27 protein-coding genes and 1 pseudogene are annotated in these 25,379 nt (G+C 45.7%); 16 read left to right on the top strand and 12 right to left on the bottom strand.

The window, feature by feature from the left end; genetic code table 11:
• Positions 1-39 precede the first annotated feature (39 nt).
• Positions 40-1,503, bottom strand: coding sequence for a PQQ-binding-like beta-propeller repeat protein (locus NWE92_12070; GenBank protein MCW4030368.1), 1,464 nt, complete (start codon positions 1,501-1,503; stop codon positions 40-42).
• Positions 1,504-1,523: 20 nt separating this feature from the next.
• Here NWE92_12070 and NWE92_12065 point away from each other — a divergent pair, with 20 nt between their 5' ends.
• Entirely contained in the window at positions 1,524-1,739 is a 216-nt protein-coding gene (locus NWE92_12065) for a hypothetical protein (GenBank protein MCW4030367.1), read from the top strand.
• 324 nt (positions 1,740-2,063) lie between these two features.
• Positions 2,064-2,672, top strand: a complete 609-nt coding sequence (locus NWE92_12060) for a hypothetical protein (protein ID MCW4030366.1) — start codon at positions 2,064-2,066, stop codon at positions 2,670-2,672.
• 208 nt (positions 2,673-2,880) lie between these two features.
• Here NWE92_12060 and NWE92_12055 read toward each other — a convergent pair whose 3' ends face one another.
• Positions 2,881-3,360, bottom strand: coding sequence for a hypothetical protein (locus NWE92_12055; GenBank protein MCW4030365.1), 480 nt, complete (start codon positions 3,358-3,360; stop codon positions 2,881-2,883).
• A 424-nt stretch (positions 3,361-3,784) separates the two neighbouring features.
• On the opposite strand from NWE92_12055, the gene mtnP reads away from it, so the two are divergent.
• From mtnP to NWE92_12040, 3 genes are all read left to right on the top strand, one after another.
• Complete coding sequence (mtnP, locus tag NWE92_12050) at positions 3,785-4,576, top strand: S-methyl-5'-thioadenosine phosphorylase (GenBank protein ID MCW4030364.1); 792 nt, start codon at positions 3,785-3,787, stop codon at positions 4,574-4,576.
• Between the two features lie 18 nt (positions 4,577-4,594).
• Positions 4,595-5,140 (top strand): adenine phosphoribosyltransferase, encoded by a 546-nt coding sequence (gene apt, locus NWE92_12045; protein MCW4030363.1) that lies wholly within the window; start codon positions 4,595-4,597, stop codon positions 5,138-5,140.
• Positions 5,141-5,276: 136 nt separating this feature from the next.
• The gene (locus NWE92_12040; GenBank protein MCW4030362.1) at positions 5,277-5,582 is read left to right on the top strand and encodes an Lrp/AsnC ligand binding domain-containing protein; all 306 of its coding nucleotides are present in this window, start codon (positions 5,277-5,279) and stop codon (positions 5,580-5,582) included.
• On the opposite strand, the gene NWE92_12035 is transcribed toward NWE92_12040, so the two are convergent.
• A complete protein-coding gene (locus tag NWE92_12035) occupies positions 5,579-5,965 on the bottom strand; it encodes a hypothetical protein (GenBank protein ID MCW4030361.1) in 387 nt (128 codons plus the stop codon). The two genes, NWE92_12040 and NWE92_12035, sit on opposite strands and share 4 nt — an antisense overlap.
• Positions 5,966-6,079: 114 nt before the next feature.
• Here NWE92_12035 and NWE92_12030 point away from each other — a divergent pair, with 114 nt between their 5' ends.
• Complete coding sequence (locus NWE92_12030; protein ID MCW4030360.1) at positions 6,080-6,277, top strand: hypothetical protein; 198 nt, start codon at positions 6,080-6,082, stop codon at positions 6,275-6,277.
• Between the two features lie 72 nt (positions 6,278-6,349).
• On the top strand, positions 6,350-6,613 hold the full coding sequence (locus NWE92_12025) for a hypothetical protein (GenBank protein ID MCW4030359.1): 264 nt from the start codon (positions 6,350-6,352) through the stop codon (positions 6,611-6,613).
• 60 nt (positions 6,614-6,673) lie between these two features.
• On the opposite strand, the gene NWE92_12020 is transcribed toward NWE92_12025, so the two are convergent.
• The 4 genes from NWE92_12020 to NWE92_12005 all read right to left on the bottom strand — a co-directional run bounded on the left by NWE92_12020 (position 6,674) and on the right by NWE92_12005 (position 10,057).
• The gene (locus NWE92_12020; GenBank protein MCW4030358.1) at positions 6,674-7,222 is read right to left on the bottom strand and encodes an O-acetyl-ADP-ribose deacetylase; all 549 of its coding nucleotides are present in this window, start codon (positions 7,220-7,222) and stop codon (positions 6,674-6,676) included.
• A gap of 29 nt (positions 7,223-7,251) precedes the next feature.
• Complete coding sequence (locus NWE92_12015; protein ID MCW4030357.1) at positions 7,252-7,842, bottom strand: LysE family translocator; 591 nt, start codon at positions 7,840-7,842, stop codon at positions 7,252-7,254.
• A 126-nt stretch (positions 7,843-7,968) separates the two neighbouring features.
• Positions 7,969-8,526, bottom strand: coding sequence for a DUF367 family protein (locus tag NWE92_12010; protein MCW4030356.1), 558 nt, complete (start codon positions 8,524-8,526; stop codon positions 7,969-7,971).
• Complete coding sequence (locus NWE92_12005) at positions 8,516-10,057, bottom strand: NAD(P)H-hydrate dehydratase (GenBank protein ID MCW4030355.1); 1,542 nt, start codon at positions 10,055-10,057, stop codon at positions 8,516-8,518. The genes NWE92_12010 and NWE92_12005 overlap by 11 nt, the downstream gene beginning before the upstream one ends.
• Positions 10,058-10,806: 749 nt before the next feature.
• Between NWE92_12005 and NWE92_12000 the strand changes: the two are divergent.
• Positions 10,807-11,373, top strand: a pseudogene (locus NWE92_12000) (nicotinamidase).
• Between the two features lie 544 nt (positions 11,374-11,917).
• Here the strand turns inward: NWE92_12000 and NWE92_11995 are convergent.
• Positions 11,918-12,331: a secondary thiamine-phosphate synthase enzyme YjbQ gene (locus tag NWE92_11995; protein ID MCW4030354.1), complete on the bottom strand. Its 414-nt coding sequence runs from the start codon at positions 12,329-12,331 to the stop codon at positions 11,918-11,920.
• A 193-nt stretch (positions 12,332-12,524) separates the two neighbouring features.
• On the opposite strand from NWE92_11995, the gene NWE92_11990 reads away from it, so the two are divergent.
• The 5 genes from NWE92_11990 (at position 12,525) to NWE92_11970 (ending at position 18,641) form a co-directional block, all read left to right on the top strand.
• Positions 12,525-12,755 carry a hypothetical protein gene (locus NWE92_11990; GenBank protein ID MCW4030353.1) on the top strand — a complete coding sequence of 77 codons (231 nt, stop codon included), beginning with the start codon at positions 12,525-12,527 and terminating at the stop codon, positions 12,753-12,755.
• 208 nt (positions 12,756-12,963) lie between these two features.
• Positions 12,964-14,127: a right-handed parallel beta-helix repeat-containing protein gene (locus tag NWE92_11985; GenBank protein MCW4030352.1), complete on the top strand. Its 1,164-nt coding sequence runs from the start codon at positions 12,964-12,966 to the stop codon at positions 14,125-14,127.
• 1,446 nt (positions 14,128-15,573) lie between these two features.
• A complete protein-coding gene (locus NWE92_11980) occupies positions 15,574-16,017 on the top strand; it encodes a hypothetical protein (protein MCW4030351.1) in 444 nt (147 codons plus the stop codon).
• A 4-nt stretch (positions 16,018-16,021) separates the two neighbouring features.
• Positions 16,022-16,780: an ABC transporter ATP-binding protein gene (locus NWE92_11975; protein MCW4030350.1), complete on the top strand. Its 759-nt coding sequence runs from the start codon at positions 16,022-16,024 to the stop codon at positions 16,778-16,780.
• On the top strand, positions 16,770-18,641 hold the full coding sequence (locus tag NWE92_11970) for an ABC transporter permease (protein MCW4030349.1): 1,872 nt from the start codon (positions 16,770-16,772) through the stop codon (positions 18,639-18,641). Before NWE92_11975 ends, NWE92_11970 begins: the two co-directional genes overlap by 11 nt.
• Here NWE92_11970 and NWE92_11965 read toward each other — a convergent pair.
• Positions 18,633-19,331, bottom strand: coding sequence for a restriction endonuclease (locus tag NWE92_11965; protein MCW4030348.1), 699 nt, complete (start codon positions 19,329-19,331; stop codon positions 18,633-18,635). The genes NWE92_11970 and NWE92_11965 overlap by 9 nt on opposite strands.
• Before the next feature lie 1,011 nt (positions 19,332-20,342).
• A complete protein-coding gene (locus NWE92_11960) occupies positions 20,343-20,546 on the bottom strand; it encodes a hypothetical protein (GenBank protein ID MCW4030347.1) in 204 nt (67 codons plus the stop codon).
• A gap of 155 nt (positions 20,547-20,701) precedes the next feature.
• Between NWE92_11960 and NWE92_11955 the strand changes: the two genes are divergently transcribed.
• Positions 20,702-21,934 carry a hypothetical protein gene (locus NWE92_11955; protein ID MCW4030346.1) on the top strand — a complete coding sequence of 411 codons (1,233 nt, stop codon included), beginning with the start codon at positions 20,702-20,704 and terminating at the stop codon, positions 21,932-21,934.
• 27 nt (positions 21,935-21,961) lie between these two features.
• Here NWE92_11955 and NWE92_11950 read toward each other — a convergent pair whose 3' ends face one another.
• On the bottom strand, positions 21,962-22,159 hold the full coding sequence (locus NWE92_11950; protein MCW4030345.1) for a hypothetical protein: 198 nt from the start codon (positions 22,157-22,159) through the stop codon (positions 21,962-21,964).
• A gap of 213 nt (positions 22,160-22,372) precedes the next feature.
• Here NWE92_11950 and NWE92_11945 point away from each other — a divergent pair, with 213 nt between their 5' ends.
• Positions 22,373-23,536: a polysaccharide pyruvyl transferase family protein gene (locus tag NWE92_11945; GenBank protein ID MCW4030344.1), complete on the top strand. Its 1,164-nt coding sequence runs from the start codon at positions 22,373-22,375 to the stop codon at positions 23,534-23,536.
• Between the two features lie 2 nt (positions 23,537-23,538).
• A complete protein-coding gene (locus NWE92_11940) occupies positions 23,539-24,972 on the top strand; it encodes an FAD-dependent oxidoreductase (protein MCW4030343.1) in 1,434 nt (477 codons plus the stop codon).
• Between the two features lie 12 nt (positions 24,973-24,984).
• Here NWE92_11940 and NWE92_11935 read toward each other — a convergent pair whose 3' ends face one another.
• Positions 24,985-25,281, bottom strand: a complete 297-nt coding sequence (locus NWE92_11935) for a hypothetical protein (GenBank protein ID MCW4030342.1) — start codon at positions 25,279-25,281, stop codon at positions 24,985-24,987.
• Between the last annotated feature and the right edge of the window lie 98 nt (positions 25,282-25,379).

Here is a 25,379-nt window from a genome sequence, read left to right as displayed (position 1 = left end):
TATGGCATCAATTAATTGTGGTTCTGATGGGTTAAACTCCTAATTCTTGGGCGTTTTTTGTATTCTCTTTTTCACCAAAATCATAGTCAACAATACTGCTGAAATGGCAACAATGGATACGACAATCAATAGCTCAATAGTAAATCCTAAAACCATGGATGGCTCAGCAGGTTGAGCGGTTGTACTTTGCGAAGTGGATGGTACGATTGCGGGAATACTGAATGCATAGAGGGTGTGGGCGCTCTTAAAGAAAGCCACGCCGTCTGTAACTGTTAGAAATGTATGGTCATAATCTGTATACGCCCAAAGGTCTTCCCCGTTGGAGATATCTATGGCATGGAGTGTTTTGCCTGAATAACAAAAAAGTTTGTCTTCGCTGATCAGAAGCTTTGCCGTGTTATCCTGATAGTAGGGGCTAAAGACAAAACGCATCTGAGGAATACTATAATTCCAAAACGGTGTTCCGTTGACAGCGTTTAAAGCCGTAAGAGTGCCGTTTAAGCAAACGTAGAGCCTATCATCGACTAGTTTAAGGGAGTTAATTGTCTTGTTTGCGCTGTAACTCCAAATTTTATCGTCGCTGACCCCCTCAAAAGCATAAACAGCATCCCCCTCTTGCACATAGCCTATACCTTTGCGGCTGATGCAATAACTGTAGCTAGAATAATTCCATAGCTGGTAACCGTTTTGGGGATTTAAGGCATAAGTCATTTGTTGCGATTTAACGTAGACTACGTCTTCACCTAGAACAGCCGCTTCCGATATTGAACTATCTAAGGTACTGTTCCAGATTATCTTGCCATCAGTTTCGTTTAAGGCGTAAAAACAGTTGCTTAATCCAAAGTACATCGCTTCCTCACCGATGGCAACTGGTATAGGGTAAATATGATTCCCAAATTTGTATATCCAGCTTTCTTTGCCGTTCGTCACATTTACTGCGGAAACAAAAGAATCCAAGCTACCTGAAGCAACAAACAAAACATAAAATGCACTGTTGTCGCCGTCAAATCTGGACGCAAATATCATGCCATCGACATTGTGAACCCATTTTTCAGCTCCTGTAAGGGCATCTATGGCAAAAATGTGTGCTCCCAAATAGTGCTTATCGACGCACCATCCCTCAGATGTTGAGAAATAGGCTGTGTCGTTTGCAACTGTAAATCGTTGAAGTTCACCTTCGGCGGTATACTCCCAGAGTTTTGACCCATCGGACACGTTTAAGGCGTAAACAGTGACCAAGTGGTGTGGCGGAGGACCAAACAAACTCACATGTTTTTCGCTTGGTTTAGTGTACTGTTCGGTACTGAATACGTATGCAATGCCATTAGCTATTACAGGATTGCTCCAACTGCTATTGATTACTGTAAACGTCCAAAGCTCCTTTGGGGACGGAGCGGACTCGGAGCTATCGGGTACATCTGAATCTGCAGTTGGCAGAGCCGAAAGCAGGCTGAAAAGCAAAAAAGCGCAAAGGAAACCTACCTCTAAACTAAGAGTGCGCATTCGATGCACCACGATATTTCTTGATTTATCAACTTATAACATTTTACATAATTCCGCAGTGGCACCCGCTGTCCGTCCACACCCAAAAAATCACCCTAAGCGGAAAATGCCACAATAACAACAAGATGGAACGCATGAACGGAGAAATCCGAGACAGAGAAAAAACCATGCGAAGACTCAAAAAGAAACGCACACCAATTTTACAAGTCTACCAACGCTACTACAATTACATCTAAGGCTTCAGGGGTCAGATGGGCTAATTCATGATAGTTGATGCGGAATAGACATACTCTGCAAAATGGATAACCCTAATGCAGAACGATAGTCACAACAAAAACTCGACTTTTCGTTGTCTTACCGCAAATTATAAGACTACAACAAACAATAACTCGTAAACTATGCGTTCGATACTGCGCTTACCTCACAGTACCCCCAAGCATAATAAAACAATTCAACCTAACCTAAGACGACCAAATAGAATGGAACCTACTAACTAAAGGCGGTCAATTAATAATCCATGTAAAACCAATTAAAGAAACAAAGAGTAAAGGGGTTATAAATTGATTTTATACAAATACCTCCCAACAAAATATTACTCGCAATTCAAGAAAAGTGGATTGGTTCACCTTAGCGCATTAAACTGCTTACGGAATTGTGAAAAACAACAAATTGGCGATAAAAATGAGGGTATACACACAATCACAATAGGCAAACAAAACCCAGTAAGTCTGACGGGCAAAGAAGTAAGGTCTTTGATACCCGCATCACTTCTCAATGTATCAGATGAAACACGAGTTATAATGAATAATAGCTCTTTTTCATCGGAGATAAATGGATACGTTTTTTGTAGTACAATCGCACGTAACGATAATTATTGGGCTACTCAGGGATACGATGCTCACTTTTCCATAATTAAGCCTATAATGTTTGCTAAGACGATTCTTGATAAGTTGCGCATCTATTTTGGGATAACTTCTTTTAGTGATGGGCTGGTTGTTTACCCTAAGAATAAAATTGAAACCCCTTTTAACTTCTTGCCAGCGTGTTTTCAAAAAGACCTGCAATTTAGCATACAAAAAGAGTATAGAATGCTTTTTCCATACGAAAACGCGAGTAAATCAATAACAATAGATTGTCCTGAAATACTGCGGTATTGTAGTTTCGAGTAATCCCTCAAAAGTTTACCTGGAGAAAAATGATGCAATCCCTTAAAGGCTTGACAGAACCCTTTCTTCATGGGTTATATTTGGTGTAATTGTGCATGGTTTGGTTGGTATTTTTTTGATAGAACGGGCAATAAGCTTTCAAGCAAAAGCAGAAGAAAGAAGTAATTTATCACCCGTCACCCGAAAAATACCTCAAAGAGAAAATATCTTTTCAGAAATTCATTTGTTGTTTTTTGGTGACTTTTTGCCCCTCACTACAGGATAGTTCGAAAATAACGGTATGTGGATTAACCCCTTTCTTGGTAAAAGCGTTAATCAAGTAATTATTCTGGGCTTTTTCTCCGCCCCCAAGATAGGTTGAAACAGAAAGACTTTGTATTTCTTTACACTGCGTTTTGTTTGAATCCATTGTGTGAACGTCTATTTTTACCGCTGTTGCACCTGATGGTCTCCGCCAAAATACACTCTCGTTAACAATTTCATAACTGAAGCAATATCTAGAACAGGCGTTTTGGTTTTCGGGTGTTAGTTCCATGTGAATTATCTTTAGTCGAGGTTTGGGTTTGCTCCACTTGATTATTTGCGGGATAGCTCCAATTGTTCCCCACAATATCGCAAATAATATGCCGATTGCTTCAATGGTAATTTGCATAAGCCTTGTTTGTGAGTTTTTATTTTTAAAGATTTTCAATCGCTCATACCTCCTAAGAAGTATAGGACAGCCAGTCCAGCATCCGATGAAACTTTACAGAGGGATTTCATGGTAGCCCTCCGATGCAAACTTGACAGAACCCTCATGGGTGCTCTTTATATTTTATATTACAGAACCGAAGGGGTAGGTGCCTCTATCGAGGGTTACATTGCCTTCTCTTTTGCTGTCACGAACCTATTTGCTGTCTATTTGGATCCTATTAGTGGTTCTATGCAGAAACCTATAGGGGGGAGGGTCGCAGCCTCATATTTGGATCCTATTAGAAACTCTATGCAGAATCCTAAGAGGGGTAGGTCGGTTTGGTTGAAAACGGCTTCGTTAGATGTTGAAAAATTATGCTTATATCAGTTAGCTCGTGTGGTGCGTCGCTATTTTTATAAGCTCAGCGCTTGCAGTAAAAGTTATGCAAGTTGAATTTGGAGTAATCGGCGGAACTGGTCTTTATGACCCTAAACTTCTCAAGAACGTTCAAGAAATAACAGTTGAAACCCCTTACGGTAAACCTTCTGATGCCTTTACGGTTGGTGAACTCGGCGGAAAAACCGTAGCCTTCCTACCCCGCCACGGAAAACTACACACCATCAGGCCCACAGACCTAAACCAACGCGCAAACATCTGGGCGCTCAAACGTTTAGGCGTAAAACGCATCATCGCAGCTTCAACCGTTGGCTCGCTACGGGAAGAGTATCAGCCTGGCGAATTAGTTTTTGCGGACCAATTCATAGACCGCACCACCCGAAGAGAACAATCCTTCTACACCGTAGCCGAAGGCCGCGTTTGCCACATATCCGTAGCTGACCCCATGTGTCCCCAGATGCATCAACTCCTCGTTGACGCGGCAAAAAGCCTCAACATCAAAAGCCACCCAACAGGCACATACGTCTGCATCGAAGGTCCACGCTTCTCAACCAAGGCAGAATCCAAACTCTACCAGAAGTGGGGTGCAGACATCATCGGCATGACCATGGTTCCCGAAGTTGTTTTGGCGCGGGAAGCAGAAATCTGCTACGTAAACATATCCACCGTCACCGACTATGACTGCTGGAAAGAACACAACGTCTGCGTCGGCGACATCGTGACCATCATGAAAAACAACATTGAAAACGTTAAGCGCCTAATCGCGGAAGTCATCGCCAAAACCCCCAGCACGTTTAGCTGCACATGTCACAGCGCTCTAGAAGGCGCCTTCGTGTAACAGGAGAGAATACTTGAAATGAACAAGACAGATAGACAAATCGACCTGAAAAGCAAAATTCGAAGAATCCCCGAATTCAAAGGCGTAGTCTTCTGGGACATCACACCCCTCCTAAAAGACAAAGCCTGCCTAAAACAAACCATAAAACAACTAGCCGACCACTACCGCGACAAAAAAATTGACGTCATCGTCTCCAACGAAGCCCGCGGATTCATCGTCGGCGCCGCCTTAGCCTACGAACTCGGAGTCGGCTTTGTGCCCATACGCAAAAAAGGCAAACTCCCCTACAAATGCGTAACGCTGACCTACCAAAAAGAATACGAAGCCGACGTGATTGAAATCCACGAAGACGCCATAACCAAAGGCCAAAACGTGCTGCTCATCGACGATTTACTTGCCACCGGCGGAACCATCAAAGCCAACATTGATTTGATTGAGCGCTTAGGCGGCAAAATCATGGGCATAGGCTTCCTCATTGAATTGGAGTATTTGGCTGGACGCAAGGTAATTGGCGATAAATACCCTGTGTTTTCGCTGGTTAACTTCAAAACACCCAGCGGCTAAACCCTCTTCTTTTTTCTTTTTTGTTTTTTTGTGGTTTTAGTTATATGGTTTTGTTGTAGCGTCAGCACAGCAACTTAGCTTTAATAGTGATTGCACCTAAAGTGATGAGTAAGAGTTGTTTTTTGAGGTGGATTGTTTGGAAAATGTTTTCGCTCAAATAGGAGAAATAACCACTACTGCAAGTGCTCAAACAGAGCCTGTGTTGCAAAAGCCCAAGCGCTGCGCATTTATTTTTATAACCGCTGAAGCGGATTCATGCGACGGGGCAATTGAAGATTTACGAAAAATCGAAGCGGTCGAAGAAGTGTACCGTGCCCGAGGCGCCTACGACTTAGTTGCCAAAGTCAGCGGCGAATCCCTAGATGACCTGCATGATGTGGTGCATAAACGCATACGCAACCTCGACAGCATCAAATCTACGTTGACCCTAACAGTAATCTAGGGCACGCAACAGGTCATTTGAGTTTGGAAAGCAACCATGTATTGTGCAAAAAACTCATGTTCCGTGGGTTCATAGAGGAACGCTTTGGCTTTTGAATGGATCATTTCCATTATTTTTATTTCTAAAAGTTTTGCTGCATCGCCAAACGTTTGGTTTAGCGCCACCGTGAAGTCTTCTAGTCGGTTAGGTATTTCTTGTTTTGTTAATCCGTATTTTATCTGGAGAATATTATATAGCGCGACTTTGACGTTTTCGCCTAATCCGGAAAATACGGCATCAACAACGTCTATAACTGCGGCGTCAAATTCAGCTTTTAGAGGTTCGTCGCAGTTTATCCAAGGGTTAGGTGTACATTGATTTTGGGTCATATTGTTCACACGCATATCTGTTCTCTTCAGATACACTTCAGTTTCGTAATCTTCTATATATAGAAGTATTTTATGATTTGATATATTACAAAACTCGATATATGTCTAAAAACGAACAAATCCGCGGCTATGGAGCAGCAACCTCAGCCCACACATCCCCACGCACCGCAAGGGGCGCTTGCTGCTGTTTCACCCTACAAAGACACTCATGCATATGCCACCAAAACACATAACGACTCCTCAAAGCAGGCGCATCACACAGAGGACAAACAAAAACGGGCTCCACAACACACACCTTACCCAGACAAGCACCTAAAACCCATATAACCCTATGTGGACACACCAAGCCTACAACAATAACCATTAAGACAGCAACCCCCACTGTATTTGGTGAATTTTTTGCCCCGATACCTTGTAGATTCAGCCATCCTTAGCTCCAAAAAAAGCCCCCGCGCATGTGCAGAGGGAGCCGCAAAGATGTTGGAGAAAGGAAAAATCAACGGTGTAGAAGCCAAAGCCTGCTATTGTTGCGGGCATGAAGGTCGCGTTGCCTTCCTAATCGAAGCACCCAACGAGAATTCCTTGCTTGAAGTCCTCCAAGAACAACTCGACATCCCCGTTGCCTCCATCACGGAGGTTGAGGAAGTCACCGCCAAATCATAAACTTGTCGTTATACGAGTGTAAGGCAGTTCTCAAAAAAAGCACTGTAAGATGATTTCCTTTTAAGGTTGGTCTTGTACAGCTTTTAGGTATATCTCGTAATCTCGCTGGGAAAACAACACCAAAATTACCCTATCAAGGCGGTTTTCTTTTTTTAGGAAATCCTTCACCGCGGTTACTGCAACCCGGCTGGCTTCTTCCGTTGGATAACGGTAGGAACCTGTGCTAATCGACGGAAACGCCACTGACCTAAGCCCATTTGCAACAGCCAGTTTAAGCGAGTTCCAATATGCTTGCCGAAGCAGCTTAGCTTCATCATAGAAGCCGCCCCGCCAGATGGGACCAACCGTATGGATTACTTTTTTGGCTTTGAGGTTGCCCCCTGTGGTTATGACTGCGTTGCCTGTGGGTAATCCGTCAGGCCATTCATTGGCGCGGATGCGTTTGCATTCTTCAAGAATTTTAGGACCGCCCTTACTGTGAATTGCACCGTCCACTCCAAGACCGCCCAGAAGAGTTGCGTTTGCTGCGTTGACGATGGCGTCAGCCTCCACGTCGGTTATGTCGCCTTTGATTAGCGTGAGGGTTGCGTTTCCAACTTTAAAGTCCATACCTAACCACTGCCAAATCTGCTATTTAACTATGCCAACAGAGCCCAAAGCGCCGATCCCATAAAGTAAGCGCCAAAACAGATGAAAACGGCAACGCAAAACAACGTAATCCCCATCCTTACGCGATCAGAGAGGAACCGCTGCGACTTGAAAATCAGAAAACCCACCACCGCGTACCATGCGAAGTCACAGAACCAATGCACCCCTGCAAACACACCAAACCCTGCCAGCCCAAACAGTTGCGCATTCAAAATCAACGCGGTGCCAATGGTTAACCACCAAAGAATGAAACCTGCATTTGCCGCCGTAGTCCAGATTCCTGCCAGCAAAGATTCACGTTTAGGCGCCATCGCCGTGGTTTCTTGTTTGTGGCGGTTTCGAAATGCCTGCAAACCCATCAGCATCATCAATAAGCCGCCCACCAACCCCACCCCTACTTGCACAACCGTGGGAAGCGTGAATTGGCTAAGCACAAAGAAGATCACAAACATCAAAGGAAACTCCACGACGCCATGTCCCACGGCGATGAGGGCTCCGGCATATTTGCTTTGACAGGATTTTGTGAGGGTCACGGCAAAGAGGGGACCGGGCATGAGGACGCCTGAGAGCGAAATCAGCATAACGGATGCTAAGAACAGGTAGAAGTTAGTGATGAACTCGATGCTCCAAGCCTCCTAAGTCTTTTTAACATTCTTCTCAAGGTTGCGTATAAGGCTTAATGAGGGCTCGAAGAAAATTATAACTTGTTATTCGCTTTTTTTGCGCTTCAACAATCTTGCCTGCATTTCGACAATCTCAGCGCTATCCTTTGCCGTCACGTAATTTTCCAGTAGCATCCCGTTGATTTCAAAAAACGTGTGTCCCCACGTAAAATTCGACAGCAGTTGCTCCGATTCAGCTTTGAAGCCCGCAATGTAGAGCGCTGCTGCTATTGCTTCCGCCGTGGTGAGTTTGGTTAGTTTGCCGTAGTTGACGGGGTTGGCGGCAATCAGGATGGGCAGGCAGCGGCTGGTTCCGCGGACGTGGCGCCCTAGCACCTTCTGTGCGTGTTCCCAACTGCAATCTAGCGCCACTAATCCAAACTGGGCAATTCTATCTCTGTCGGCAGGCGAAAACGCGATTTCTCCAAAGGGGTTAAGCACAATGGCTCGTTTTGGTAAGAACCTGATTTTGCTTACAATCCGTGCCAAGCCGCGATGGCTCAATCGGAGTGCGGTGTTCTTTTTGGGGTCATCCTGTGCCGCATGGTAGATTGTGATTCGAACGGGAAATGCGGGGGTTTGCGGTTGTGGGTCAGGTTCCAAGGGATTTGCGCACCTTCACATGACTCATGGGATCCTCCAAGACACGAGGAATCCATTCAATAACATCTGTTGCAACCATGTGGTAGCCAATGTCGTTGGCAACAAAGTCGCCTGCTGCACCATTAACAAAGGCACCTGCCACTGCCGATTCAAAGGGCTCCACATGCTGAGCCAGCAATCCGCCTACGATGCCGCTTAAGACGTCACCAGTTCCGCCGACAGTCATGCCGGGGTTGCCTGTAGAGTTGAGTTTGACGCGTTCAGAGTCGCAGATGATGTCGACTTTTCCTTTGACCAATAGCGTGGCGCCGAGTTTTTTAGCGGTTTTCTGTATTGCAACCACTTTCTCTTCAAGCGACGATGGCAATTCCTCTCCCGTGAGAATGGAGTATTCGCCTGCATGCGGCGTCAAAACCAAGGGCACCTTAAGCTGCCGCTTAAACTTCGCAAACGCCTTCAACCCATCCGCATCCAAGAGCAACGGCTTTTGGGCTTTCTCCACCTCATCGATGCAGGCTTTAACGAACTTGGCGGTTTCGGGGCTTTGACCCAGACCAGGACCCATAACCACCGCATCCACCATGCTCAGGTAGGGTTTTAGGGTTTCGAGGCTGGCGGGTTTTAGGTTGTCGCCCTCGAGTTTGATTGTGATGAGGTCAGGTGACATCGAAGAAATCGCGTATGCCACTTTAGCCGGAGCAGCCAAATAAACCAAATCCACGCCTGTCCGTAGAGCAGCCAACGAAACCAACGTAGGCGCACCCGAATAAACTTCGCTTCCTCCAATTACTAAGAGTCGCCCAAAATCGCCCTTATGTGCCGTGTCGGCTCGAGGTTTAGCTACGAGTTGCACGTCGCCCGGTCCAGCTAACCGCTCAAACTCGGCGGGTAAGCCAATGTCGGCTACGACGAGTTCGCCGAGGTATTTTTTGGCTTTCTCTAAGCCCGCTTTAGCCTTATGGAACGTCACCGTCAAATCCGCCTTAACCGCAGTTCCTAGCACGTTACCCGTGTCAGAGTCAATGCCCGTGGAAACGTCTATGGCAACGCGGCAGCTGTTGAGGCTGTTTATGTAATCTACAACTTTGGCGATTAGCGGTTTTAGTTTGCCCTTAGTTCCTGTTCCCAACAAAGCATCAACAACTATGCCTGCAGATACCTTGGGGATGGCTGAGCTGTCGGTGACTTCTAGAATCGTGATTTTGTCTTTTAGCGACTGTAAAATCTCCCAGTTACACATCGCCGCGGGATGCACGATGTCACGGGCTTTACCGACCACAACTACCGTAACCGCAAACCCTCCAGCTAAAAGGTGCCGCGCTGCAACAAACCCGTCGCCGCCGTTTCCGCCTAACCCGCAAAAGATCAGGGCGTCTTTGTTTTTTTGGAATCGGGTAATTATTTCTTTGGCGACGCTGCTACCTGCGTTTTCCATGAGCTGTAGGAGGTTTACACCAAAGTATTCTGCGTTGACTTCTAGGGCGCGCATATCTTGGCTTGTAATGGTTGGAAGTTTGGTTTTCGGTTGCATAATAGTCGCCTGCAATATTGTTTGGGGCGGTTTCAGATAAGCCTATCCCACGCCTTATACAAAAGCAGCTCCCAAACACATTTTTTTTTAAAAAAAAGCTCGACGTTCAAAGTAATCCCGAAATATGCCGAACCTTATATAATCATGGTTACAAAAAAGTGTCCCGTCAAAATCCTGTTCTTGTTCAACCTTGCTTTCACACTAAAAATTTATCCTGCTCTTTTCTGAAAAGTCAATATCGGCGCTAGAACACCGATTTTTGTACTGTTGCCTTTCTGTGGCTTTTCTATCGCCTGACTAATCGCTGGCTTTGGCGCTTTAGGGGGGCTAGGAATGCTCTTGTAGAGTTTATTGAGGGTCCTTTGCAGGTGTATTTGGTTGAGTTTGTGTGAGAATTTTGTTTTGGCGGTTAGTTTGTGGTTATATAGCGTTTGTTTTAGCGATGGAGCGGTCAAAGTTTTCCTTCTTTGGTTTCGGAGTGTACGAAAAAAATTCGTATGGTCACTTTTTACGTTAAAAAGTTAAATTGATGGCAGTGAGCATGCAAAAAAAGGCACATAAATCATAATTTTCCATAGACAATATGCTTAGAGTCACTACGACAAACGAAGAAGATGCTTGAGTGTTTAGGTGTGAAACAGCCCTACACAGGTAAGCATCCATTTTGAGTGTGGACTTCACAAAAGTTTATCCAAGAGTACGTTTATTTGAATTACATTATTCAAGGTGTTCTAATAGGAAGTGCTTCTTTGAGCAAAACCTACACCCTAAAACCCTCCGATGCCCTACTCATAACCGACATTCAAAATGACTTTTTACCAGGCGGCACCCTCTCCGTAGCTTACGGCGATACAATCATACCTGTCATAAACAGTTACATCCGCCGTTTCGAGGCAGCCGGCGCTCACATAATTGCCTCTCGAGATTGGCACCCCTCCGACCACATGTCTTTTCAGACCCAAGGTGGACCATGGCCGCCTCACTGCATCCAAGATACCGAAGGCGCGAAATTTAGTCCCGACCTCAACCTTCCAAACCATGCCCTTGTAGTCTCTAAAGCAACAAACGCTAACCATGAAGCCTATTCCGCCTTTGACGGCACCCCCCTAGCAAGCAATCTGTTAAGCTTAAAAATTAACAGACTTTTCATCAACGGATTAGCCACCGATTATTGTGTAGTCAACACTGCGATAGATGCCCGAAAACTTGGATTTGAAGTGATTATCCTTATGGATGCCACCTTAGGCATAAACGTCCAGCCTGGCGATGTTGACCGCGCAGTAGAAGCGATGCAAAAAGCCGGCGCTAAACTCGCAACTGCAGCAGATTTCCCGGATGTTGCCGATGTCTTGCCGACTGAAGAGGAAGCTCCTGATGCCCTGTCCAGTGGGCCTACTCAGCAAGCTGACGCCAAGAAGAAAGCGCGAATGCGTCCCAAAGGTGCCAATAAGCGGATACGCTCAGAACGCTAAGATGCGCCCGAATTATTGCGAACCTTATATACTCATCAGAGCCGCTTGGTTGTTTTTTCTTTTAATCATCTGGGTTGATGCGTTTAGCTGTGCTTTTGGCTAATATTGCGGGTTGATGTGGCCTGTTTTTAGCTTATTTTTTGTTAAGAAGCAGTTTGGCTGTTGTTTAAAGCGGTAGTGGGAGGCTTTCTGGCACGTCTTGTGCTTAATCTCTTCCAAAAACTGTTTATGTTGCTCTGTAGATGTGCGAATTTTTTTCGAATGATCACATTTTACAACAAACAGTAAAAAAATGCCTTCTTGTAGAGCCGAATATCATTATTAGATTTAATTTTCATGTTGCCACTCGAAATTAATACGTCAGAAACGCGAAAATAACTTAGAGACGCTATTCGCCAAGAACTTGGATGATTACCGTGCGTTCCCTTGGGTACACGTCTGTTTCCACAAAAAGTAACGCCTGCCAAGTCCCAAACTCAACGCTGCCATTAATTACAGGCAAGGTCTTATCCGGCTGAAGCAACATCGAACGCAAATGTGCATGGGCGTTTGAAGGATGCCGATAGGAGCCAATCCGTGGCACGATTTCTTCAAGGAACGCTTTGATGTCGCTCAGCAGGGCGGGGTCGTTTTCGGTTAAAATCAAAATGCCCGTTGCATGAGGCGCAAAGACATGAACAATGCCGTTGCGAATTTGGGACCGCTCGACCTCGGTTTGGACGCGTTCTGAGAGGTCAATGAAGTCGATTTCGCCGTGTGTTGAAAAATGTATCCTGGCGTTGTGAACTCTAAAGTTTGACATGACTATAACCGTTTTTTATTTGGCGCGGTTAGCTCAAAAAGCTTTCTAGACCCGTAAAAAAGTGTGTTTGGGTGATGCTTTTGTATACGACTTTTTGGGGGTTGTGGTTGTGTTGTGCCACTCACACATCCTTAAACCTTCTAGTTAGGTAAAAGGGGGTGCTTCTCCGCTTCTGGATTTGGAGGTGAACTAAGTGAATCCAAATAGCAGTCAAGAGTCCCCTGACGGCTACGTCAAAATAATTGCAGCCGACACAGAAAACGCCTTCCTTGACTATGAAGATGCAGCCAACCCTGACGCCACAGGTAAGTATCGCTGTCGAGACTGCGGAAAACTCTTTGATACCTTGGAGGAGCACGACCGACACTGCCGCGATGAACACCGCCAAGAAAAAGCGGTTCCTCTTGTGGGCATGCCAATGTAACGGGAAATCATAGTCAAAAACTTTTTAAAATCCAGTTGTCTTGGTCAAAAAAAACTTACAACAAGCCTTTTAACGCAAACGAGTTCTAGAATAGAAAATTATGCGAAACTTGACTAAGACTTTGACCTTACTGATTGCTTTTGTTTTTCTATCTTCTTTAGTCTCGTTTCAACCTAACGCAATAAAAGCCCAAAATACAACCATCTTTGTGCCAGAAGACTACCCAACAATCCAATCAGCCGTAGGCAACGCTAGTTCAGGTGATACCGTATTTGTAAGAGCAGGAACATACTTTGTTACTGCAGATAGCTATTTAACAATTGATAAACCCCTTTCACTAATCGGAGAAGACGCAGAAAAAACTGTCATTGACGGCATCGACAAATCTCCCCGATATTGGGGTCGATATGCGAATTTTTGGGCTGTGATTAGCATTTGTTCGTCTAATGTGACCGTTTCAGGGTTTACGATAAAACGCGGCAACATCGCACTATCATTAGAGCAATCCACCTTGCATGCGCCCGTTCACGGAATTAGCGTTATAGGTAACATTATTGAAAATAATTCTTATCCGATATGTGGATATGGAAGTGGCTCAGATGTCACTATATCAAAGAATAACATAACAAACAATGATGCCGGCGTTAACTTTTCAGGATGGACAAACAGTTTAATTTCCGAGAATAATATCATCGGAAACAAAAATGGGATAGTTATCGATGAAGCGTCCAATGTGACAGTAAGACAAAACAACATTATAGGCAATGGAAATGCCCCAATCAACGCAAACATTGGTGAGTTGTCTTATTCGGGCGGTTTATTTCTCCGCTGGTATGGTCCTTACTATGTTTATGAGAATACCATAACAGATAATTTCTATTTTGGATTAGAGTTTGAAGGAAGCAACAACTCAACAATCAGCGACAATTACATAATGCGGAATGGCGCCGGGATTCTACTTTTCAACTATGGTTACGACCCTAATTACAGTTCAATTACACATATTGCATCCGGAAACAGACTATACCACAATAACATTGTTGATAATCTTCAAAATGTTCGAATAGAGAATGCGCCCTTCTACAATGTCAGCCGCTATATAGGCAACGGAACGGACATCATCTCATGGGACAATGGCGCTGTAGGCAACTATTGGAGTGATTACGACGGAAACGGAACATATGTCATTGACCAAAACAATGTGGACCACTATCCGCTTACCCAACAAACCAGTTTTGATTCAAGACCCCCTGCAAGCCCCGTCGATTTTGTTTTCCTAATTCCTGTTGCTGTAGCTGCAATCGTATTGGTTGTCCTCCTCTCTTTAGTGATTATCAAAAGAAAGCAGATCTCTTACTTCTTTGGTAGCTAACGGCACAATTGTTGTTAACCGCCAATGAAATTTCCTACTCGCCAGAGTATGTCCTGCGGTTTCTTTCAGGGTATGCTACTAATGAATTGCCTGTCTTCTCGAAGCGGTTGATGAACTGCAGCTTATACAATATACAAATAATTACGTTGATTGGTTTCTAAAGGCAACCTCTGAACTTCCAGGGTACCTAAGGTGTACGCTTCTTAGTTAAGCCTCAAGAACTATCTAAGGAAGTGTGTTTGGGCGATGCTTTCGTATACGCCTTTAGATTCGCGCGTTTGACCTGCGCTCTATAGGCTCTACAAACACCTATCTTGAACGTCGAGCAGTTACTGGGCCTGCAGATGCAAAGTTTTCTGGGCTGGTGAGGTCTACCAGTCACCGAGCACTTTTTAGCTACTGCATCGCCTAAGAGGTCTCACGGGCATAAATCAAAAGTTCTGCCCGCCAAAAGCAGCCTCTAAGCGTGGCAGACCCCTTTGAGTGTCCTTGCAACTCTTGAAGTACTATCCACCGGTATTCGCGTTTGACAGCTCTCGCAGCAGCTTTAGGTAAATGGGTTCTCTTTGCGTAAACTTTCATTTTGAGGCTGTGAGGTATCCACTAGCTTTTTTTCACTCTTGAAAGCCCGTTTTAAGATGTTTAAAAAAAACGTGGCAACGAAAGAACTGTTTTTAGACAAAACAGCCTAAAAATAGTTTTTTTCGCATTTGGGCTGTAAATTGGGTTTGTTCGCCTGCGAAAGCCAACAACCAAAAAAAGCCGATGACTTTTTTCTCTAAACTAAAAAATTAAAACCTCAAAAACAGCCTTAATCATGTAAATCGGCTTAGTTCGAGCTTAATTGCCTCTGACCTTAAAGGTTGGCATGGGGAATATCGGAGCCTCATATAAGTACCTACGAAAATCTCCATGCGAAGCAAATCCCTATTTTTTCGGCTAGCCTTCGACACAATTCTGCACTTTGAGAACATTTTTGGGTTGGAGAGTAAACTTTGCAGAATTTTGGTCTAAGATTGTGTTTTGCCTTTTTTGTGCTCAGACGTGGGTCTGTGAATCGTGTTTGAGTTTTCGCAAATTTTGTGAGGGCCAGGTGCTTTGTGTGGCTGTGTTTTGGTGATGCTTTTGTATTTGGCGACTTCACCAGTGGCTTTTTTGTTTGTTGTAAAGGTTTGGATGGTTTTTGTCTTGGGGCTAAGTCGTCACTTTTCGGGCGGTTAGTGTAGCCCACATAGCCCATATTTTGCATGTGTCGATGTAGGAAAATACATCCCCCGTTATGTTGGTGGTGTGAGTATTTTCATCAACATTGCCCATCACCATGTGCTTCCAGCCACACCGACCTGCTCTTGCAGTATACAGAAGCATCCCCCAAACACAGTAATCGGATGCCTAAGGGAACAATTTTTATGCCCTAACCCCACAAAGATAACCCGAGGCTCAACTGTGACTACCGAAATCGATCGCGTCCGACTCCGTCGATGGCGCAAACGCGGCTTCTACAGTGAATCCGTACTTGTTAAACTCCTACAAAAAAAGGGCTACAACGCCGTTCGCATCCCCGTTAGCAACCCCAGCCTTAACCCCCTCCCCGACCTCATGGCCCGAAGAGGACCCCACATGTACGCGTTTGAAGTCAAAAACGCCACCTACTACGCCTACTTCCCCAAACCCCAAATAGACAAACTCTTTCGATTCCTAAACGAACTCATCCCCACAACCAACGAATACAAACATGCCGTGGTAGCAGCTCATCTGGGCAAACGTTGGTTGTTTAGAGAAATCAGCTGGAGCGATTGGGAAAAAGACAAGCTACCCGACAAAGTCCGCATTCTAAAACGAGACCGCGGCAACCTAAACATAGACACCTGCTATCTAAGCAACGAGTAAACAAGTGTACCTCAAGCTTCATAAGCGCTTAGCCTCAACAAAACATAACAACACCGAAGGCTTAGCCATGCCCAAAGACCCACAACCCATAGTAGCCACCCATAACTTAGACAAAACCTACCTGTTAGGTACCCGAAAAATCGAAGTCCTACACGACATAAACATCCAAATCCCCCAAGCCACCTTCACCGTCTTAACAGGTCCCTCAGGCTCAGGCAAAACAACCCTGCTAAACATTCTAAGCGGAATCGACCGACCCACAAACGGTACCCTCACGGTAGCCGGTCAAGACCTAACCGAACAAAACGAGGACGAACTCTCTGATTTCCGCTGCAACCACATAGGTTTCGTTTTCCAAGCCTACAACCTTGTATCTACGCTTACCGTTGCAGAAAACGTCGCTTTCCCCATGGAATGGACACGAAAGCCACCCGATGAAATTGAGGCACGGGTGACAGAGTTAGTGGAGATGGTGGGGTTGTCGCATCGTGAGAATCATTTTCCTGCGCAACTTAGCGGCGGCGAACAGCAACGTGTCGGTTTTGCTCGTGCTTTGGCTAATGACCCTGAGCTTATTTTAGCCGATGAACCGACTGGAAATCTTGATGTCGTAAACGCGCAAAAAATTCTTCAGGTTCTGCAGTTGCTCAAGCAAAAGGGCAAAACTGTTGTGGTTTCGACACATGACCAAGACATACAGAAACTGGCTGATTTGGTTATTCGATTAGAAGATGGAAGAGTAGCGAGCGTCCATGACCGATAGCGCCCACTTCCCAACAAACGACTTGAAACGTCGCCGCCTCCAAACAGGTTTGACAGTAGCGACCCTGACGTTGAGTGTGGCGTCCACGCTGTTTCTGCTCCTATTCAGCAACCGCCTAGGCGTTGGAATTGCAGCAAAAGCTACCGGCACCCTAACTTTAGGCTTAACCTCGATTTTTAGCCAGTTTATCCTCTTCTTAGGCGTCCTAATATTTGCCGTCGGCGCCATCCTAACCTCCTTTATAATCTCGCTGATGATGGCTCAACGAACCCGAGACTTCGGATTAATCAAAGCAGCAGGATGCCCCAACAGCCTCGTCGCCGGATACTTCATGACTGAGCTCCTAACAATCACCTTAATCGGTTGCACTTTGGGCGTTGCCATGGGTTTTGTGGCAGATTTTGTTGTGGCTTTTCTGGTTTTTGGGGGTTATTTGTTGCCGATGTTTTGGTTTGCGCCCATCGTTTTTGTTGCGTTTTTCCTCTTGGCGATATTTTTTGGGTTAAGACCCATCCTTAAAGCCTCCCGCATGTCCCCTATGGACGCTCTATCCCCTGTTTCATACTATGGGTCATTTACTGAAAAACGCCACAAACCTCTCTCACGCCGCGCTATAACGTGGCATCTGGCGTCTAGAAGCATGGGTCGCCGACAATCCGTAGGTATTCGAATGGTTTTCTTGCTTTCGGTAGTGTTTATTTTGTTAACCGTAACTGTAGGCGGCAGCGTAATCGCAAGCGACACCACCACCGCCTGGATCGAAAATACCAGCGGAACGGACACCGTGTTGGTAGCCTACCCAAGCATGGGCAACCAGTACCTTGACCTACTTTCCGCATTTCATGGCACCCAAGTCAACACTGATTTCAACTATTTAGAACCAAACCTCGGTATTCCATCAGAGGGCACTGCAAAAATTGCTGCTTTATCAGGAGTAACCGTGGTAGAACCTCGACTAGTTGTTACTGAACATTTGCAGGAGGTTTCCAACTTTACGATAATAGACAACGTGACCTATCCCGTGGGCGACGATAGGGAGGCTGATTCTCTTGTAGTAGGCGTTAATCCTCAAACGCTTTCAGGCAATTGGTCACTTAAAGGCAAATTCTTCGATAGCCCCTCTGATTTAGAAGCAGTTGTTGGCGACTCACTAACCCAAAGCATGTTTTACGCTCATCCCAAACGATATGTGTACATGTCAGATCCCTTGCTTGAAGGGCTACGCTTTGAAAACCATACGTTTGATATTGTTGGAATCTGTGTTGAGCCCTTAAATAATGGTCAAGTCGTATATGTGCCGCTTGAAACCCTCCAAAACATTACGGGCACAGACGCTAACCTGTTGATAGTGGAACTTGACTCCGCAGTGGACCGAGTCACGTCCATCACTGGAATACGCGACGCCCTACACGCAGTTGACCCCGAGTTAGCTGTCTTTGACCTCAAAGACGTAACTCAACAAAACATGAATTTCTTATCTACCACCTGGCAGAGCCTTATGCTTCTGCCCATTTTTAGCCTCTCATCCGCGGCTCTCTGCATGGTTGGTTACATGATGCTAGTAGTTAATGAGCAGCGTCAAGAATTCGGCACCCTACGCGCAGTCGGTGCAAAGCCACGCATTGTTTTGAGTATTTCCGCGATTCAGAGCGTGATTATGCTGGTTGCAAGCTTTGCCATAGGCTTATCCATCGGCGTGGTTATTACGCTTATCTTTTTGATGGCAAACCCCCTAGTCACAGCTACGACTATCTTTGTTATTGGGGGCTGGCTTGCCGCCGCCTTAATCGCCATGTATATTTTAAGCCTGCTTCCAGCCTATCAGCAAACAAAAACATCCATACTTGAAACTCTAAGCTAACTTCCTAAAGGCTTTGGCGTGCACATGGAGACTGTCGAGGTAGCCTGGGAGCTGCGAAAGGAAATCTTGAAGCTGTAAAACAGGCACGACGGGGACACGGTTTTGGAGTTTGGCGACGCTTGGAAACAATGCGAGCACAGCGGGGACAAACTTGGCTTTTTCCCAATCAATGCACGACAATTTTAGCTTGGGGTTAGGCAGGGCATCTGCTAAGTCCTCGGTGCGTTGCACCTGTAAATCGACGATTTGGCGTAGCTGGGCTGGTTTGATGGCGTGTTGCCAATGTTTGCAGTCAATGCAAACCACCAGCGGTTTTTTGCAGGCAACGACATCTATTTCCCAGCGACGCGTGGCGCCCTTAAAGCGCACGTTGTTTTGTACGGTGTAGCCGTGGGTTTGGAAGGCAATGGCGGCGATTTCTTCAAATTCCTGCCACCTTAGCAGTCGACTCAATGCCTCGACGTCGGCGCCTAAAGAGACTGCCCGAACCGCCAATCTTAGCCGCATGCCGCTATCTGCTTCGACGCTGTTGCCTCGGAGATTAATAAGTTCTTCTTTTTGCATTTTTTGAAGCAACAACTCAACAACTGTTAGGGGGAGATGCGCGTCGATTTTGACAGCTTCGATTAAAGCCGGTCCGTTTTGAGTCAATTTTAACAGAGAAATTGCAAGATTGCGCTCAACACTCATGGCCGCCCCTCCAAAAAATTAACGCTATTGTAGCAAAAAATGGGTTGACTACGCTTTTTTTAGTTGGTCCTGAGCGGCATAAGGGGCTTTGGTATACAAAAGCATCACCAAAACACACTTTTCCCGCAAATCTCCGGATACTGGCTGCCGTATTCAACTTGCTTGCTCCATCGATTTTTAGGGAGTCCGCGGAAATAACCTTTCGCTTAGAATCCAACGTTTTTCCACGGCGTCTGTCCTTGCAGATTTTTGTCGGGTTTTCGGGGCTCGGAGTCTCCAAAATTGCGAAGTGCCATGGAAATATGCCTTGTTGAACTAATTTTTGTATAATGTGTTGACTGTTTTTTAACTATTTAATGTAAAAAGCGACAGTTCGATTTTTTTTCGCACACCCAAAAATTGGTTAAGGCAAACTTTGACAGAACAGCCACAAAAACCACAACCAGACGCGCATCGAAACAACCACAAAACGCGGATCAGCGCAACTGCAAACATTTTTGACAGCCTAACTCGCGCAATTTCTGTCAATTAACGAACCGGCAGCTCACATTGCTAACCAGAGAGTCAAAAAAAACAGAAGACATTGACAACTTTTGGTGGCTGAGAGACAAAATTTGGGTTCTTTGAAGGCGCTTTCTAAAGGGCCAACCAGTTTTCAACTCAATATCAACTGTATTTTTTACTGTTGAGTCCGCAATTATGGCGTTGGCTTCTTCTTGGTTGCGTTTGAGGGTGGGTTGCTGAATTTTTGTCTTTGGCAGGTGACCACGATTATATAAGCTTCGGGTTTTTTCGGTTTCTTGGGCATTTTTTGAGTTTAGGGCGCGGCTGAGCGGTGATGAGTTGAAGGAAAAATGTGTTTGGGTGATGCTTTTGTATACAGCTCCATATGCAGAGTTCTCCTTGGAGCCCTTGAGCCGGGGCGATACTCAGAACATAGGCATTTTAAGAGAACATTGCTCGCTTACGCTAGGGGTTTTTGGAAAACAAAAAATCGTTAAGAAAAAGGGTTTAATCTTTTTCTTCTTCTTTAATTTCGCATTGAAGACGTTTTATGATTTCGTCGGCGCGGAGCGGCTCAATCTTTAAGGTGTAGAGTTGGCCTGGAGTGCGAAGTTTTAGCTTCACGACTTCTTTGGCTCTTTTAACTTGGCATTGTTTGGCTTTTGCGCTCATAGCCACGAATTTATCAACATCAGTGATTTCGGATGGCATTTAGTGTTCCTCTCTTGTGGCTGTCATGGATGCGAACCGAGTTTTTATCTGTTTTGGTGACACATCAAAAACCTAAAGAAAAATTGTTATCTTTGCAACTCTTATATCTAATCATTACCATAAATTAGGTGCTCTTAGAGGCTACGGCGAAACTCATGAATCGTTTCCATATCCTTGCAGTGGTACTGATGTTGATTGTGCTCGCTGCGTTCGTGTTGATATTGGTGTCTAACAGCCAAAGCAGAGCCCCTCCAGAGGATCCGCCCTACGTGGGAATAGCCTTCTGCGGTACCACAACTGTCCAAGCTGAAGTGTTGATAGACAAGGTAAAGGACTACACTAACCTCTTCATATTAGATTCGGGGATAAGCGCTTTAAGCAATAACCTAACCGCCGCGCGACAAGTCTGCGACTATGCCTACGATGCCGGCTTATACTTGGTGGTTAACTTAGGCACATGGCAAATGCATGATTGGCCCGGAAAAATCCAGTTCTACAACGATTCCCGAACACTCTACGGAGACAAGTTTCTTGGTGCTTACTATGATGATGAACCGGGCGGGACGGAACTTGACTACGACTGGCCAGCAGTATTCCGAGAAAACAGCTCATACCTCTATGGAAACTCTAGTTGGTCTCTTGGCGACATCTACACGGGCCTCAAGGATGCCTGCGGTAAAGGCACCCACCCCGACAACTACACCCTAGAAGCAGAATGGTACGTAAGACTCTTGAAGCAAAACCGGGGAACCACCAGCCTAAACCAATATCAAATTCCCTATTTGACTTCAGATTATGGACTCTACTGGTTTGACTATCTTGGGGGCTATCCGACGCTTCTGGCGCAGTTCGGCTGGAACAACAGCGTCAACCAGCAGATAGGGTTGGTTCGAGGCGCCGCGGCGGTACAGGATAAAATGTGGGGTGTAATCTTGACGTGGAAATACATGCAGGCACCCTATCTGGATTCACCTCAAAACATCTACGACCAAATGGTCACCGCTTATAATGCCGGTGCAAAATACATTGTCATATTCAACTATTCCAACGGCACCAAAATAGACGATTATGGCGGTGCATTGACAGAGGAGCATTTTGAGGCGTTAGATGCCTTTTGGAATAATGTTGTGACTAAGACTCCGCCAGCCAATCCTCATGCGGAGGCGGTGTTTGTGTTGCCGAAGGATTATGGGTGGGGCATGCGACACGTCTATGACAGGATTTGGGGTTTCTGGGGCGCTGATTCAAAGTCTCCGCAGATATGGAGTAACATGCATACCCTACTAGATATGTATGGGTCAGGCTTAGACATAGTTTATGATGACCCTGCGTATCCCCTGTCTCGGGGAAATTACGGTGCAGTGTATTATTGGAATCAAACCATCTAAAAGGCCGCAAAAGAAAAAAAGGTGCGGTTAGGCTTTCTTTGAGCGTATACCCAGCTTAAGGGTGACTTCCACTGTGTATTCTTTTTCCATTTTGCCCACGGAAAAGTTCCAGTCTTTGACTTCCACTTCCACATCCTTAAACTGATTCACAAGAGCATCTCGGTAATCTTGGGCTGTTTGGCCAATCTGTTGAAGTTTCTCAGTTATGTTTACAGGTTCAGGCATAAGTGCACCTCCATAAAACGACTTAACGACGACACAGCATGTGACGGTTAACTGATAATAAAAATATGTGACTGTACTGCCACAACAGCAAAGCAGGCTGTTATCCAAAGCACCCAGACGCCGCCAAAGCAGCAAAAAGGTGGTTTCTATGGTTTAAGCGGTGGATAGAGCACTTATATTTGAGTTAAATCATAATCATTTTGGAGTTATTTTTTGGAAAAGTTTCATGTGGGCATTTCGGGTTCTTATGGCGGATTAAACCTCGGCGACGAAGCCATACTACAAAGTATCGTCTCTCAGCTTCGAGCCTCCGTGGACGTTGAGATTACGGTTTTTAGCCGTAACCCTCCCGATACAGTGAGTCGTCATCAAGTTGAAAAGGTCGTGGATCATCGCAAACTAACTCGACTCGAAGTCACTCCTGACATCAAGCAGTTAGACCTCTTCATTTTGGGAGGTGGAGGAATCTTTTTTGACAAGGAAATTGACATTTTTTTGCGGGATTTAGAACTTGCCCAGCAAAATAACGTCCCAACAATGGTTTACGCTGTGGGTGCAGGCCCCCTTAACAATGAAAACTCGCGAAGGCGAGTTCGCGAAGTTCTAAGCAACGTCGATGTAATCACGGTTCGCGAGAAAGAAGCAAAGAAGGTCCTCGAGGAAGTTGGCGTTCAACATGAAATTTTAGTTACAGCCGACCCCGCATTTCTCTTGGAACCTGAAAGTCTGTCGAAGAATACCTTAAAGCTTGAGCAAGTGCATGGAAAAAGACCCCTCGTAGGCATATCAGTGCGTGAACCGGGTCCAGCCGCGCCAGACATAAACCCTAACTTTTATCATGTCCTCTTAGCTAATGCCGCCGACTTCGTAATAAGCCGTCTCGATGCAGACGTAATTTTTGTTCCAATGGAGCGGCAGGTTTTTGATGTTCAGCATTCACATGCGGTAATTGCCAAGATGCTAAGACCTCAACATGCATGGGTGCTAAAGGGGGAGTATACTCCAGGGCAGTTGCTGACGCTGATTGAGAATTTTTGTTTCACCATTGGGATGCGGCTGCATTTTTTGATTTTCTCAGCTCTGCAGGGAGTGCCCTTTGTCCCGTTGCCATACGCGAGTAAAGTGACGGGGTTTCTGGATAACATGCAGATGCCGATGCCGCCGCTAAACGAGGTAGATTCGGGACTCCTAAACGCTTTCATTGATAAAGCATGGGACGAACGCGACCGGACAAAACAGCGAATTCACCAATTATTGCCCAATTTTAAACGTCTTGCAGCTGAAAATAACCGCTTTGCCGTGGAACTGCTTACGCATAAAACCGCGGATTTGACATTTCGGGTTCCTGAGGTTCCCGTTGAAGGTAGGGAAGGCTAAAGATGCCTGTTGCAGAAAGACCGATAGGCGAGATTAAGCTACCCGAAAGAATCGCGAAACTTCTGCCTCCAACAGATGTATTGGTGGTTGGGGGTGGACCCGCCGGCATCGGAGCCGCCATGGGCGCAGCAGAAGCGGGAGCCAACGTCAGGTTGGTGGAGCGTTATGGATTTCTGGGGGGCAACGCAACCGCAGGGCTGGTGCTGGTTTGGGCGTCATATTACACCTCCACCAAAAATCCCCATGTGGAATCCAAAGAGAATTTTTTGTTCCCAAATGACCACGGAGAAGGCAAACCTGCAATCGGCGGAGTCCTCAAACAACTCATAACCCGCTTAGAAGCCGCCAACGCAGCGTATCCGCCTTCCCCTAAAACGGGTTATATGGTTCCTTTTGACCCAGAAACTCTAAAACTTGAAGCCCTCAACATGCTCGACCAAGCGGACGTCGAGTTGTTGTTTCATGCCTTTGCCAGCGGCACCATAGCCGACGGCTGCAACCTACAAGGAGTTGTGTTTGAAAGCAAATCTGGACCAGTTGTTGCCGGAGCTAAAGTGATTATTGATTGCACAGGTGACGCCGACGTAGCTGCATTTGCCGGAGCACCCTTTGAAGTTGGAAGAAAAAGAGACAAAACCGCACAGCCTATGACGCTGCTCTTTCTGCTCGATGGTTTAATGCTTGAACGGTTTAGAGGCTTCGCAAAGGCAAATCCTGAGAAATGGCGTGGTGTTCGCGGATTAAAGATGCTTATGGAGCAGGCCGCCAAGAAAGGCGAAATAAATGTCCCCCGTGAAGAAATCTTGATGTTTGGCAGTGTCCACGATAATCAGGTGCTCGTAAACAGTACCCGTGTCTTGAACACGTTAGGAATTGACGTTTGGGATTTAACCCGCGCAGAATTTGAGGCACGACGCCAAGTTTTGGAGCTGGAACACTTTCTCCGCAAATACATACCGGGATTTGAAAAGGCATACGTGCAGCAAAGCGGAGTTGCCACGGCCGTGAGGGAATCCAGACGTATAATCGGAGAATACAAACTAAACGCCATAGACGTGCTGTACGCCAGAAAATTCAAAGACGTTATCGCATTAGGCACCTACCCAATCGATCTCCATAACCCCAAAGGCAAAGGCACAATACTCAACAAAATCAAACCGAGTGCCGCCTACCAAATTCCCTTACGTTGTTTAATCCCGAAAAAAGTCGAGAACCTATTGGTTGCGGGCAGATGCATCAGCGGAACACACGTTGCCAACGCGTCTTATCGGACGATGCCGATTTGTATGGCTACTGGGCAGGCTGCTGGCGTCTGTGCTGCATTAGCCGCTAAGAATAATCAAACTCCACGAGAGGTCAAGTCGAAAGCGGTTCAGGAAGAACTTTTGCGACAGGGAGCCATCTTAGAAATCAATGAGGCACAGTCCAAGAAGTAAACTCAAGTTAGTTTAGGGTTCATGTGAGGGATGCGTGTGACGTATTCCAAAATACATTGTTATCACAAATAACGTAACAAAAACGAGTTCGACGGCTGCGAGTAATATTAGGTTTGTTCGGTGGGCTTGTTGGAATTCGGGGGGAAGCTGCACGGAGATGTTTCCGTTGGTTTGTTTACCTGTTGGGTCTTGGACAATCACGTAGTTGTTAATGTCTGCTTCTTGCTGATAAACCAGAATTATTGGAGGAATAACCATAGCTACTACCAAAAAGACGGCACCGAGGGCAAAAATCAATTTATGATGCATTAAAACCCCTAGAACCTATTCCTTGTCCATTGTAATAAAGATAAAGCCGCCCACAAAACGCTAACCCACCATTTACAAAAACCAAATTCAGCGTCAAC

It is taken from the genome of Candidatus Bathyarchaeota archaeon, assembly GCA_026014745.1.
Classification (GTDB): domain Archaea; phylum Thermoproteota; class Bathyarchaeia; order Bathyarchaeales; family Bathycorpusculaceae; genus Bathycorpusculum.
This window is presented reverse-complemented; position numbering and strand designations above follow the sequence as displayed.

Coding starts and splice junctions, on each gene's coding strand:
- mtnP (MCW4030364.1), top strand. CDS start 3,785: ATGCAAGTTGAATTTGGAGTAATCGGCGGAACTGGTCTTTATGACCCT.
- NWE92_11935 (MCW4030342.1), bottom strand. CDS start 25,281: ATGCATCATAAATTGATTTTTGCCCTCGGTGCCGTCTTTTTGGTAGTA.
- NWE92_11960 (MCW4030347.1), bottom strand. CDS start 20,546: ATGCCATCCGAAATCACTGATGTTGATAAATTCGTGGCTATGAGCGCA.
- NWE92_12070 (MCW4030368.1), bottom strand. CDS start 1,503: ATGCGCACTCTTAGTTTAGAGGTAGGTTTCCTTTGCGCTTTTTTGCTT.
- NWE92_11970 (MCW4030349.1), top strand. CDS start 16,770: ATGACCGATAGCGCCCACTTCCCAACAAACGACTTGAAACGTCGCCGC.
- NWE92_11950 (MCW4030345.1), bottom strand. CDS start 22,159: ATGCCTGAACCTGTAAACATAACTGAGAAACTTCAACAGATTGGCCAA.
- NWE92_11955 (MCW4030346.1), top strand. CDS start 20,702: ATGAATCGTTTCCATATCCTTGCAGTGGTACTGATGTTGATTGTGCTC.
- NWE92_11940 (MCW4030343.1), top strand. CDS start 23,539: ATGCCTGTTGCAGAAAGACCGATAGGCGAGATTAAGCTACCCGAAAGA.
- NWE92_12030 (MCW4030360.1), top strand. CDS start 6,080: ATGGAGCAGCAACCTCAGCCCACACATCCCCACGCACCGCAAGGGGCG.
- NWE92_12020 (MCW4030358.1), bottom strand. CDS start 7,222: ATGGACTTTAAAGTTGGAAACGCAACCCTCACGCTAATCAAAGGCGAC.
- NWE92_12005 (MCW4030355.1), bottom strand. CDS start 10,057: ATGCAACCGAAAACCAAACTTCCAACCATTACAAGCCAAGATATGCGC.
- NWE92_11995 (MCW4030354.1), bottom strand. CDS start 12,331: ATGTCAAACTTTAGAGTTCACAACGCCAGGATACATTTTTCAACACAC.
- apt (MCW4030363.1), top strand. CDS start 4,595: ATGAACAAGACAGATAGACAAATCGACCTGAAAAGCAAAATTCGAAGA.
- NWE92_12035 (MCW4030361.1), bottom strand. CDS start 5,965: ATGCGTGTGAACAATATGACCCAAAATCAATGTACACCTAACCCTTGG.
- NWE92_12015 (MCW4030357.1), bottom strand. CDS start 7,842: ATGCTGATTTCGCTCTCAGGCGTCCTCATGCCCGGTCCCCTCTTTGCC.
- NWE92_11965 (MCW4030348.1), bottom strand. CDS start 19,331: ATGAGTGTTGAGCGCAATCTTGCAATTTCTCTGTTAAAATTGACTCAA.